Annotated in this window: 9 protein-coding genes and 1 pseudogene; 5 read left to right on the top strand and 5 right to left on the bottom strand. The window is 72.2% G+C overall.

Annotated elements, in window-relative coordinates; translation table 11 throughout:
* Window positions 1-341, top strand: a pseudogene (locus ABZ646_RS28060) (histidinol-phosphatase); the annotation flags it as partial.
* 80 nt (window positions 342-421) lie between these two features.
* Here the strand turns inward: ABZ646_RS28060 and ABZ646_RS28055 are convergent.
* The 4 genes from ABZ646_RS28055 to ABZ646_RS28040 are packed head-to-tail and all read right to left on the bottom strand — an operon-like array spanning window position 422 to window position 4,200.
* Window positions 422-877 carry a MaoC family dehydratase gene (locus ABZ646_RS28055; protein ID WP_360524526.1) on the bottom strand — a complete coding sequence of 152 codons (456 nt, stop codon included), beginning with the start codon at window positions 875-877 and terminating at the stop codon, window positions 422-424.
* 14 nt (window positions 878-891) lie between these two features.
* A complete protein-coding gene (locus ABZ646_RS28050) occupies window positions 892-2,397 on the bottom strand; it encodes a long-chain fatty acid--CoA ligase (protein ID WP_360524520.1) in 1,506 nt (501 codons plus the stop codon).
* 10 nt (window positions 2,398-2,407) lie between these two features.
* On the bottom strand, window positions 2,408-3,283 hold the full coding sequence (locus ABZ646_RS28045; protein WP_360524517.1) for an amidohydrolase family protein: 876 nt from the start codon (window positions 3,281-3,283) through the stop codon (window positions 2,408-2,410).
* The gene (locus ABZ646_RS28040; RefSeq protein WP_360524514.1) at window positions 3,283-4,200 is read right to left on the bottom strand and encodes an SDR family oxidoreductase; all 918 of its coding nucleotides are present in this window, start codon (window positions 4,198-4,200) and stop codon (window positions 3,283-3,285) included. The genes ABZ646_RS28045 and ABZ646_RS28040 overlap by 1 nt, the downstream gene beginning before the upstream one ends.
* 214 nt (window positions 4,201-4,414) lie before the next feature.
* Between ABZ646_RS28040 and ABZ646_RS28035 the strand changes: the two genes are divergently transcribed.
* Both ABZ646_RS28035 and ABZ646_RS28030 read left to right on the top strand, forming a co-directional pair.
* The gene (locus tag ABZ646_RS28035) at window positions 4,415-4,834 is read left to right on the top strand and encodes a MarR family transcriptional regulator (RefSeq protein ID WP_360524523.1); all 420 of its coding nucleotides are present in this window, start codon (window positions 4,415-4,417) and stop codon (window positions 4,832-4,834) included.
* A complete protein-coding gene (locus ABZ646_RS28030) occupies window positions 4,831-5,601 on the top strand; it encodes an IclR family transcriptional regulator (RefSeq protein WP_360524511.1) in 771 nt (256 codons plus the stop codon). The genes ABZ646_RS28035 and ABZ646_RS28030 overlap by 4 nt, the downstream gene beginning before the upstream one ends.
* Before the next feature lie 65 nt (window positions 5,602-5,666).
* Here ABZ646_RS28030 and ABZ646_RS28025 read toward each other — a convergent pair whose 3' ends face one another.
* Window positions 5,667-8,333 (bottom strand): FAD/NAD(P)-binding protein, encoded by a 2,667-nt coding sequence (locus tag ABZ646_RS28025; RefSeq protein WP_360524508.1) that lies wholly within the window; start codon window positions 8,331-8,333, stop codon window positions 5,667-5,669.
* 301 nt (window positions 8,334-8,634) lie between these two features.
* Between ABZ646_RS28025 and ABZ646_RS28020 the strand changes: the two genes are divergently transcribed.
* Window positions 8,635-9,882, top strand: coding sequence for an Ig-like domain-containing protein (locus tag ABZ646_RS28020; protein ID WP_360524505.1), 1,248 nt, complete (start codon window positions 8,635-8,637; stop codon window positions 9,880-9,882).
* A 179-nt stretch (window positions 9,883-10,061) separates the two neighbouring features.
* Window positions 10,062-11,474: a glycoside hydrolase family 16 protein gene (locus tag ABZ646_RS28015; RefSeq protein ID WP_360524502.1), complete on the top strand. Its 1,413-nt coding sequence runs from the start codon at window positions 10,062-10,064 to the stop codon at window positions 11,472-11,474.
* Window positions 11,475-11,535: the final 61 nt, after the last annotated feature.

Below are 11,535 nucleotides of genomic sequence, written 5' to 3'. Positions count from 1 at the left end.
AGGGGATCCTGCCCCAGTTGGCGCACGTCGACGTCATCCGGGGTGCGGTGCGCGGCCCGGTCGCCGACCGCGACACCTGGCAGGCGCCCGACACGAAGGTCGTGCGGACGAAGGACGTGTCCGGCCGCAGGGGCACCTACACCCTGCGCATCCCGCTCACCGCGGGCGACGAGTCCTGCTACGTCCGGCTGCGCGGCAGCGACGGCAACCGGAGCGGCACGGGCTACCTCGGCGCCTCGATCGACCCGCACGGCCCGATCCCCCACGAGCCGGGCAACGGCGACCCGTGGGCCGACACGTGGTTCTACTCGAACCCGATCTTCGTGGACGTCGTGGGCTGAGTTCAGCGCCCCGCAGGGGCGTTGGGGAGGAACTGCGCAGCCGGCCCCCGCCGGCCCGCAGTTCCCCACCACGGCAAGACCTACGCGTAGAACCGTGACAGGCTCTGCAGCACGGCCGCGGGCTTGGTCCCGCCCTCGATCTCGATCGTCCCGTCGACGAGGATCTGCACCCCGCCCGGCACGTCCTCGACCTCCGCCAGCCTCGCGACCAGCCGGATGCGCGAGCCCACCTTCACCGGCGCCGGAAAACGCACCTTGTTCAGTCCGTAGTTGACCTTCGTGGTGACGCCCTGGACGTCGAGGAGCTCGGTGAACAGGGGGATGAACAACGACAGGGTGAGGTAGCCGTGGGCGATCGGGGCGCCGAAGGGGCCCGCGGCCGCCCGCTCGGGGTCGACGTGGATCCACTGGTGGTCGCCGGTCGCGTCGGCGAAGGTGTCGATGCGTTCCTGGGTGACCTCGATCCACTCGCTGGTGCCCAGGTCGCTGCCCGCGAGCTTCTTCAGTTCGTCGAGGCCGTTGACGGTGACGCCCATGTCGCTTTCCTTACTCATGAGGTGGTGCCGTAGCGCTTGCGCACCCGGGACTTGAGGAGCTTGCCGGAGGCGGTGCGCGGGAGTTCGTCCGCGAGCACCACCGATTTGGGGAGCTTGTACTTGGCGAGCCGGCCGGACAGCGAGGCCAGCACCTCGTCGGGGTCGAGGTCGGCGCCCTCCCGGGGCACCACCACCGCGCGCGGCACCTCGCCCCACTTGTCGTCCGGCACCCCGATGACCGCGCACTCCACGATGTCGGGGTGGGCGAGGAGCAGGTCCTCGATCTCGGCGGGGTAGATGTTCTCCCCACCCGAGATGATCATGTCCTTCAGGCGGTCGACGATGTAGACGTAGCCGTCCTCGTCGACGCGGGCCGCGTCTCCGCTGCGGAACCAGCCGTCGGCGAAGGAGGCCGCCGTCTCCTCCGGCAACCCCCAGTAGCCGGACATGACATGGGGGCCGCGGACCACGACCTCGCCGGGTTCGCCGACGTCGACCGGGGTCAGGTCGGGCCGTACCACCCGTACGTCGCTGAAGAAGTGCGGTACGCCCGCCGAACCGGACTTGCCGATGGCGTGCTCGGCGTCGAGGAAGAGGGTACCGGGCGAGGCCTCGGTCATGCCGTAGCCCTGGAGGAAGGTCAGGCCCCTCTCCTGGTAGGCGGCGATCAGCGGGCTGGGCACCGGGGAGCCGCCGCAGGTGAGGATGCGCAGGGAGGAGAGGTCGGCGTCCGGCCAGCGCGGGTGCCGGGCCACCTGGTCGAACATGGTCGGGACCCCGAACATGAAGGTGATCCGGTGCTGTTCGATCAGGTCCAGGGTCGTGGCCGGGTCGAAGGACTCCACCAGGACGCAGGCGCCGCCCTTCAGGAGGACCGGCAGGGTGAGCATGTTGAGACCCGCCGTGTGGAACAACGGGGCGGAGACCAGGGCACGTTCGTCGGCGATCAGGTCGGTGTCGACCAGCACGTTGAGCGCGTTCCAGGTCAGGTTCCCATGGGTGAGCATCGCGCCCTTGGGGCGGCCGGTCGTCCCCGAGGTGTACATGATGATGCAGGTGTCGTCGGGGACGACAGGCTCGTCGATCGGGTCGTCGGCCGCCTCGGCGAGCAACTCCTCGTATTCGGCGCCTACTTCGACGTAGGTACGGACGTCGCTGGTGCCGGGCAGGCCCGCGACGAGACCGGCGTGCGAGGGACCGTAGAGCAGGGCCCTGGCACCTGAGTCGGAGAGCTGGTAGGCGATCTCGGGGCCTGCCAGGCGGGTGTTGAGCGGGACGAAGACCGCGCCGAGGGTGCCGGCCGCGAACAGGGTCTCCAGGTAGGCGGGGTGGTTGGGGCCGAGGTAGGCGATGCGGTCGCCGCGGCGGACGCCCCGGGCGCGCAGGGCATGGGCGAGGCGGGTGGTGCGGTGGTGCAGGGTGCGGTAGTCGGCCGCCCGGCCGTCGTGCACCAGCGCCGTACGGTGCGGGGTCTTGCGGGCCCGGCGCGCGGGCCAGGATCCCAGTCCCTCGTTGCGCATCTGCGACCCCTTATGGCTTGGTCAGCCCGAGCAGACGGGCGGCGTTCTCCTTGAGGATCTTCGGCCGGACCTCGTCCTTGACCGGCAGCTTCGCGAAGTCGGCGAGCCAGCGGTCGGGGGTGAGGACGGGGAAGTCGGAGCCGAACAGGACCTTGTCCTTGAGCAGCGTGTTCGCGTACTGCACGAGCTGCGGCGGGAAGTACTTCGGCGACCAGCCGGACAGGTCGATGTGCACGCCCGGCTTGTGGGTGGCGACGGCGAGGGCCTCGTCCTGCCACGGGAAGGAGGGGTGCGCCAGGATGATCTTCAGGTGCGGGAAGTCGGCGGCGACGTCGTCCACGTGCAGCGGGTTCGAGTACTTCAGGCGGATCCCGCCGCCGCCCGGGACGCCCGCCCCGATGCCGGTCTGGCCGGTGTGGAAGAGGGCGATGGCGCCGGTCTCCTCGATCACCTCGTAGAGGCCGTAGGCCACCGCGCGGTCGTTCGGGAAGAAGCCCTGGATGCTGGGGTGGAACTTGAAGCCCTTCACCCCGTACTCCTCGACCAGCCGGCGGGCCTGCCTGATACCCGCCTTGCCGCGGAAGGGGTCGACGGAGGCGAAGGGGATCAGCACGTCGGAGTTGGCCGCGGCGGCTTCCGCGACCTCCTCGTTGGGGACCGGCGGGGTGCCGGTGGCGGACTCGGCGTCCACCGTGAAGATCACAGCCGCCATGTTCCGTTCCCGGTAGTAGGCGGCGGTCTCCTCGATCGTCGGCTTCCGCTTGCCCTCGATCTTGAAGTAGGCGGCAGAGGCGTCGTGCAGGTCGTCGTCGAGGGAGGAGTGGCCCCGGGAGGAGACCTCGGCGTGCGTGTGGACGTCGATCGCCGTCAGTGCCTCGATGTCCATCACGCCTCCGGCAGCTTGGGCGCGGGGATGCCCACGGACTGGAGTTCGGCGCCGACCGAGGTGGGGAAGGCGTCGGCGAGGGTCTCCGGGGTCCAGCCGCCGTCGGCGTAGGCCGCCCGGATCTCCTGCGGATGCGACCAGAGTGCCACCTTGTCGCCGCCGATGCCGATGGCCTGGCCGGTGATCCCCCGGGCGGCCGCGGAGGCGAGGAAGGGGACGACGGCCGCGCAGTCCTCGGGGGTGCCGAAGCCCTCGCCCTTGCGCAGGAAGTCCGGGAGCGGCTCGCCGCCCCGCATCGCCTCGATGTAGGGGGCGAAGGCGGGGATGGTCTCGGTCATGGCGGTGGCCGCCACCGGGACGATCGCGTTCACCGTGATGTTCGCCCGGCCCAGCTCCATCGACCAGGTACGGGCCATGGCCGCGATGCCCGCCTTCGCGGCGGCGTAGTTGGTCTGGCCGAAGTTGCCGCGCTGCCCGGCCGGGGAGCCGACCAGGATCAGGGTGCCGCCCTCGCCCTGCTCGCGCATCCGTACGGCGGCGGCGCGGGCGCAGGTGAAGGTGCCCTTGAGGTGGGTGGTGACGACCGCGTCGAAGTCGTCGTCGGTCATCTTCCAGAGCACCTTGTCGCGCAGGATGCCCGCGTTGGTGACCAGGACGTCCAGGCGGCCGAACTCCTCGACGGCCCGGTTCACGAGCCGGTCGGCGGCCTCGGCGGTGCCGACCGGGACCACCTCGGCGACGGCGGTGCCGCCGGCCTCGGTGATGGACTTCACGGCCTGCTCGGCGACGGCCTCGTCCACGTCGTTGACGACCACGGACGCACCGTGGGCGGCGAGGGCGTGGGCGTAGGCGAGGCCGAGGCCCCGGCCGCTGCCGGTGACGACGGCGGCCTTGCCGGTGAGATCGATGGTGGGCACGGCTGGTCCCTTCACGTGGGTCGCATGGGTGCGGCTGTGAGATCGAAGCTAAGAGCAATAATTGTTGACGTCAATAGTTGTTGCCGTCCCACGGGTGCGGCATGCTGGAATCCGTGCCACCGACCGCCCCGTCGCCGGGGCCCGTACCAGGGAGCCCGCCATCGCCCGCCAGCACACCGAGAAGACGCCCTCCGTCGACGCCGACGAGCCGTGGATGCGCGGGCTGCTCGCGGACACGGGCTATCTGCTGTACCGCCTCGGCCTGCGTTCGGGGCAGTTGTTCAACACGTCCCTGCAGGAGTCGGGGCTGCGGCTGCGCCACTACGCGGTGCTGCGGTTCCTCGCCACGTCGCAGGGGGTGCTCCAGCGGGAGCTGAGCACCCGGCTCGGCTACGACCCGAGCGCGATCGTCGGCCTGGTCGACGACCTGGAGAGGCAGGGCCTCGCCGAGCGCCGCCCCGCCCCCGACGACCGCCGCAGCCGGATCGTCGTCCTCACCGAGAGCGGCCGGGCCTTCCTGCGGGACACGGACGAGGCGGGCCGGCGGGTGACGAACGACCTGCTGGCCCCGCTCGACCCCGCCGAGCGCGAGGCCCTCCACGCGCTCCTGCTGCGGGTCGCCGACCGGCCATGACCACCGTCGCCCGCTCCGCGCCGGACCGGCTGCTGGCGGTCCTGGCCGCTTTCGACCACGGGCATCCGGCGCTGAGCCTGACCGACATCAGCCGCCGGGCGGGGCTCTCGCTGACCACCGCGCACCGGCTGGCCGGCGCGCTCACCGAGTGGGGCGCGCTGGAGCGGGACGCGGAGGGTCTCTACCACGTGGGACTGCGGCTCTGGGAGCTGGCGGCACTCGCTCCACGGGGTCTCGCGCTGCGCCAGATCGCGCTGCCGTACCTGGAGGACCTCTACGAAGCAACGCACGAGAACGTGCAGTTGGCGGTGCGGGACAGCACCGAGGTCGTCTACATCGAGTGGCTGTCGGGGCGTTCGGCGGTGGGCGTGCACATCCGGGTGGGGGCCCGCTGGCCGCTGCACGCGACGGGCGTGGGCCTCGCGCTGCTGGCGCACGAGCCGGCCGCCTTCCAGCAGGACTACTGCGCGGGCCCGTTGGCCGCCTTCACGCCGTACACCGTCACGGATCCGGCCCGGTTGCGCCGCTCGCTGGCCGAGGTACGCCGTACCGGAGTGGCGGTGAGCAGCCGTCAGGTCACCGACGACGCGCTGTCGGTGGCGGCCGCGGTGCGCGGGGCGACGGGGCAGGTGGCCGCGGCCGTCTCGGTGGTGGTGCCCCAGACCGACGCCCAGGTCCCGGCGCTGATCCCGGCGGTACGCCTGGCGGCCCGCGGCATCTCCCGAGCCCTGGGCTGGCACCCGGAACGCACCGTCGGCGACGGGTAGCCCCCGGCCCCGGACGGGACTGGGGCGCCGTCGGGTGGGACCGGGGACCGGAATGCGGTCGTCGGTCAGGCAGGGAGGGTCGCGCGCAGGCGTCGGTCGCGGGGGGTCTGTCTGCGGTTCAGGCGGGTGTCCAGGAGTCGGCGGGCCGCGTCGCAACGGCCGCCCGCGACCAGTGCGTACAGCAGGGTCTCCTCCACGACCTCGCGTTGGGCCGCGCTGCCGCCGACCCTGGCCAGCACCGGCAGCAGGGCGTCGAGCCCCCGGGCCGCCTCGTGGAACCGTTCCTCGACCAGTGCCGCGAACGCCTCGCACAGCGGCGCGATCACCTCCCGCTGCACCGGATCGGCGCCGGCCGCGTGGTCGCGGAGCCGGTGCAGCGCCGGCAGGTCACCGGCGGCGGTGAGGGCGACGGCCGCATGCAGCGCGGTGAACGCGGTCGCGGGCCGCTCCAGCACCTCCCGGGCCACCGAGTCGAGCACGTCCGTCGTCGGCAGATCGCCGTCCCAGCTGTCGCTGAGCCGGGCCCGCCACAGCAGCGACCCCGAGTCCACCAGCGCCCGCACACCACGCACCCGGCCCGGTGCGAGCTGGCTGAACCAGCGGCGGCGCACGGCGCCCGGGTCGTCGAGGGCGAGTTCGTGCAGGGCGATGTGCCAGGAGAAGTGCGCCCGGTGCACGGCGCCCCGGCCGCGCCCGGCCAACCAGCCGTCGAGCCAGTCCCGGCCCGCCTCGTGCGCCCCGGACTCGTAGTGGACGTGTGCCAGGGCGTGCACCGCGTGCCCGGAGGCGGGCTCGGCGGCCAGCGCGCGGTGGGCCAGCTCGGCCGCCTCGTGCAGCCGGCCCTGCTCCTGGCGCAGGAAGGCCAGCAGCGAGGTGTGGAACCAGTGTCCGTCGTACACGGGCGAGGTCAGTTCGAGCAGTCGCAGGGCGTCGGCGTCCTGGAGATCGCTCACTCCGGAGAACGCGATGGTCGGCACGGCCGCCGCGAGCGCCAGCGCGTCTCCTGGGTGCTCCCGCAGATGCCGTACGAGCGCTCCGTCCCCGTCGTCGCCGGTCACCCGGCGCGTCACCACGTCCACGAAGGACCGCTCGCGCTCGTCCGCGCGTTCTCGGGCCGCGCGCTGGGCGTCGGCGAGGGCCCGGGGCACGTCGACGGCGGCGGCGCACTCGTGGCCGAGCAGGGCGAGGGCCGCGTGGCCGAGGGCGAAACCGGGGTCCAGGGCGACCGCGCGGGCGAAGGCGTCCTCGGCGCCGGAGCGCACCTTGAGGACCCGGTCGAGCCCGGCGCGGTAGGCGGCGGCCGCCTCGGCGCGGGTGGACAGGGGCTGCCCGTGGCCGTCGACGGGACGCCGCCCGGCCCGCCGGCGCTGCGGGGGCGGCAGCAGGTGCTGCGCCAGCTCGGCCGCCTGGACCCGGATCTCGGGTATCGCGGTGGTCTCCCACAGTTCGCCCCGGCGCGGCGCCCCGAGGGTGAACAGGGGCAGCCCGGTACGGCCCCGGGCGTCGAGGAGCCGGCCGTCGCGGGTGGCCGCACCCATGCCGAGGGGTCCGGGGACGGCCGTGCCCGAACCGAACAGCCGCTGCCACAGCGGGTCGTCGAGGCGGCGGCCGGGCCCGGTGCAGTCCACGATCCACCCGACGTGCAGCGTACGGCCGCCTGAGAGCTCGACCGCGAGACCACCGGTCCCGGCGGCCGTCACCCGGGTGACCGTGCCGGTGTGGACCTGGAGGCGGCGGGCGGTGCGGGCGCGGGAGACGTGTTCGGCGGTGGCGGGGGCCATCCGGTGGCGGTGGGTGTTCCACAGGGCGCCCTCGCGGGCCAGGAAGTCCTCGCGCTCCTGCGGTGTGAGACTGTGCCACAGCCGTGCGGTGTGCGGGCGGAGGCTGTCCAGGGCGGGGCGCCAGTCGCCATGGGTGCGCACGGAACGGCTGACGTGGCGCCAGACCACGCGGCGCAGCCGGCCGAGCGAGGTGTCGTCGAGGCCGTCCGGTGCGGGCATGGCACCGGCCGGGCCGAGAGCGTGCGGCTGGGGCAGCAGTCCGTTGCGGGAGAGGGCGTGCAGCGTGCGCCCGGGCCGGTCGAGGGTCAGGGCGAGGTCGACGGCGGTCAGGCCGGTGCCGACCAGCAGGATGTCCTCGGGGCTGTCCCGTACGGGGTCCAGGGCGCCCGGTGTCCACGGGGCACCGACGAACCGGGGCGAGGTGCGCAGCGCGGCCGGCGCCCAGTCGGCGGTGGCGCCGGCGGGGCCGGTGGCCAGGACCGCGCCGTCCACCGTCAGGGATCCCCCGGCGGCGAGGTGGAGCTCCACCCGGCCGTCGGAAGTGCCGGTACAGCTCTGCGCGCGGGTGCGCAGCCTGCGTACCGCGACCGTGCCGTGGGCGCGGACGAGGGCCTGACCGAGAGTGTCGGCGAGGTAGGCGCCGTAGCGGTAGCGGGTGGCGAAGTCGGTGCCGGTGACGGTGGGTTCGCCGTGCCGGCACAGCCAGCGGACGAAGTGCCCGGGGTCGTCCGGGTAGGCGCTCATGTTGCCGGCGGGCACGTTGAGGCGGTGCCGGGGGTCGCGGGTGGCGTAGGCGGTGCCCCGGCCCGCCTCCGGAGCCGGGTCGATCAGGACGAGGTCGAGCGGAGTCCGGCGGCGGTGCGCGCTCTCGCAGAGCTGGACGGCGGTGAGGGTGCCCGCCGCCCCCGCTCCCACGATGGCCACGCTCTGCCGTGTGCGGACGTCGGTCACGGAATACCTCCGGCGGGTCGGCGAACTGCTTCTTTACTGTTCCGATCGGGTGGGTGGGGAAACCGTCCCGGAGGACGAACTCACCGGAAACCAGGCTGCCGGTCGGGCGTTCACACTCTGTTCAGGATCGCGGGTGCGGACAACCCGGGTTCCGGCCGACTCGTTTGGAGAGAACCCGCCGGTCCCCCGCCGCCCCGCTCCTCATCGGAATCTCAGGGATCACCCCCGTGATTCAAAGGAACCACCCATACAACGAGCGCAGGATGCCCTGACACAGGTGGACAAGTCAGGAAGGCGTGTCGTGGGCGTCCAGCACATATCGAACCGGTCCGGACGGCAGTCGGGGAAGTGGTCCCGGCGCGGGATCCTCGCCGCGCTGGGCGCGGTGCCGGCGGGTGCGGCACTGGCCGGATGCAGTTCCTCGGCGGAGGCCTCGGCCGCGCCGGCCGACAAGGGTGCCACGGCCTCGGCGAAGTCCGCGACCAGGAAGGCGACGATCACGGTCACGCCGGCCTCGGGCACCGCGAAGGCCGGCTTCACCAGCCCGGTCGAGGTCATGGTGACCGACGGCACGCTGGCCTCCGTCACGGTCACGGGCAACGACGGCTCCACCCTGGCGGGCACCTTCGACACCGCGAGGACGAAGTGGACGTCGGCGAGGAACCCGTACTCCGGCACCAAGTACACGGTGACCGCGAAGGCGCGCGGCGCGGCCGAGGAGACGGTGGCCACCTTCACCACGAAGTCCCCCGGGGAGACCTTCGTCGGCTACTTCACTCCGGAGGCGGGCTCCACGTCCGGCGTCGGGATGCCGGTGTCGATCAACTTCACGCACGCGGTCGCGGACCGGGCGGCCGTCCAGAAGGCGATCACCGTGACCGCCGAGCCGGAGGTGGAGATCGTCGGGCACTGGTTCAGCGACACCCGGCTCGACTTCCGTCCCGAGACGTACTGGGCGTCCGGCACGAAGATCACGCTGAGTCTGCGGCTGAAGGACGTCGAGGGGACGGCCGGCGTCTACGGCGTGCAGTCGAAGGACGTGACCTTCCACATCGGCCGGGAGCAGATCAGCACGGTCGACCTGGCCACCAAGCGGATGGTCGTGAAGCGGGACGGCGCCACCCACGCCACCTACCCGGTCTCCGGCGGCGACGCCCAGCACACCACCTGGTCCGGGATCATGGTGATCAGTGAGCGGTTCAAGCAGACCCGGATGGAGTCCTCCACGGTCGGTCTCGGCGACGAGTACGACATCCCGGACGTGCCGCACGCCCAGCGCCTGACCACGTCCGGCACCTTCGTGCACGGCAACTACTGGGCGTCGACCGCGGTCTTCGGCCACGAGAACACCAGCCACGGCTGCGTGGGCCTGCACGACGCCAAGGGCGCGGGCGACTCCTCGGTCGACGGCTACACCTTCTACGAGAGCTCGATGCTCGGCGACGTGGTGATCGTCAGGAACTCCGGCGAGAAGACCGTCGACCCGTCCAACGGCCTCAACGGCTGGAACCTGTCCTGGGCGGACTGGAAGGCGGGCAGCGCCGTCTAGCGAGCGGCCGGCTTCAGAGCGTGAACTCGGTTGAGAAACAAGGTGATTCTTTGTTTTAACTCTTGACGGCCGCAGGCACGGAGAGCACATTGGGCCCACTTTGAGAGCGCTCTCAGATCCATCACGGCGCTCTTGAGGACCCACCCGCGCACCCCCCTCCGTACCCGAGAGGCACCCCCATGAGCGAAACCTCCGGTATACCTCCCGCGGATCACAGACGGCGCCGCTCGATCCGCCGCGCGCTGCTCGCCGCGCTGGCCACCGTCGGCCTCGCGGTCACGGCCGCCACCGTCGGCACCCTCCCCGCCAGCGCCTCCGCGCCCGGCGTGCCGTCCGGCTGGAGCCAGGTCTTCCTCGACGACTTCAACGGCACGGCGGGCACCGGCGTCAACACCGCCAACTGGCAGTACGACACCGGGACCTCGTATCCGGGGGGTGCCGCCAACTGGGGCACCGGCGAGGTCGAGACGATGACCTCGTCCACCAGCAACGTCGCCCTCGACGGCAGCGGCAACCTGAAGATCACGCCGGTCCGCGACGCGGCGGGCAACTGGACGTCGGGCCGGATCGAGACCACCCGTACCGACTTCCAGCCCCCGGCCGGCGGCAAGCTGCGCGTCGAGGCCCGCATCCAGATGCCGAACGTGACCGGCACCGCCGCCTACGGCTACTGGCCGGCGTTCTGGATGCTGGGCGCGCCCTACCGGGGCAACTACCAGAACTGGCCGGGCGTCGGCGAGCTGGACATCATGGAGAACGTGCAGGGCCTGAACAAGACGTGGGCGACCATGCACTGCGGCACCAGCCCGGGCGGCCCCTGCAACGAGACGACGGGCCTGGGCAATTCGACCGCCTGCCCCAACACCACCTGCCAGTCCGGCTTCCACACCTACACGATGGAGTGGGACCGCTCGGTGAGCCCGGAGGCGATCCGCTTCTACGTGGACGGGGTCAACTACCAGACGGTGACGGCCAGTCAGGTCGACGCCACCACCTGGGCGAACGCGACCAACCACGGGTTCTTCGTCATCCTGAACGTGGCGATGGGCGGTGGCTTCCCGGGTGCCTTCGGCGGCGGCCCCACCAGCGCCACCGAGTCCGGCCACCCGATGGTCGTGGACTACGTGCAGGTCCTGCAGTCCGGTGGGGGGAGCGGCACCACCACTCCCCCCACCGGCAACCGTGACGCGTACAGCCCCATCCAGGCCGAGTCGTACGACAGCCAGGCCGGGGTGACCGCCGAGGCCACCACCGACACCGGCGGCGGCCAGGACATCGGGTACGTCGCCAACGGCGACTGGGCGCTCTACAAGGGCGTCAACTTCGGCTCCACGGCGGCCACCCAGTTCTACGCGAGGGTGGCGAGCGGCGCGGCCGCCGGGGTGAGCGGCCTGGTCCAGGTCCGGCTCGACAGCCCGTCCAGCACCCCCGTCGGAAGCTTCGCGGTGGCCAACACGGGTGGCTGGCAGACCTGGACGACGATCCCGGCGAACATCAGCTCGGTGACGGGTACCCACGACGTCTACCTGACCTTCAGCAGCGGCCAGTCGGCGGACTTCGTCAATGTGAACTGGTTCGACTTCGGGCACTGACCCGGAAGGCGGGCGCGCGGCGGCGCCGGGGAACTCCCCAGCGCCGCCGGCCTCTCAGCGC

Source organism: Streptomyces sp. NPDC007162 (assembly GCF_040634175.1).
Taxonomy (GTDB): Bacteria; Actinomycetota; Actinomycetes; order Streptomycetales; family Streptomycetaceae; genus Streptomyces.
The sequence above is the reverse complement of the archived record's forward strand: the minus strand, read 5'-3'. Positions and strand labels throughout refer to the sequence as shown.

Bases quoted from the DNA above. Each gene is read 5' to 3' on its own strand.
- ABZ646_RS28055 (WP_360524526.1), bottom strand. From the start codon at position 877: ATGGGCGTCACCGTCAACGGCCTCGACGAACTGAAGAAGCTCGCGGGC.
- ABZ646_RS28050 (WP_360524520.1), bottom strand. From the start codon at position 2,397: ATGCGCAACGAGGGACTGGGATCCTGGCCCGCGCGCCGGGCCCGCAAG.
- ABZ646_RS28045 (WP_360524517.1), bottom strand. From the start codon at position 3,283: ATGGACATCGAGGCACTGACGGCGATCGACGTCCACACGCACGCCGAG.
- ABZ646_RS28035 (WP_360524523.1), top strand. From the start codon at position 4,415: ATGCGCGGGCTGCTCGCGGACACGGGCTATCTGCTGTACCGCCTCGGC.
- ABZ646_RS28030 (WP_360524511.1), top strand. From the start codon at position 4,831: ATGACCACCGTCGCCCGCTCCGCGCCGGACCGGCTGCTGGCGGTCCTG.
- ABZ646_RS28015 (WP_360524502.1), top strand. From the start codon at position 10,062: ATGAGCGAAACCTCCGGTATACCTCCCGCGGATCACAGACGGCGCCGC.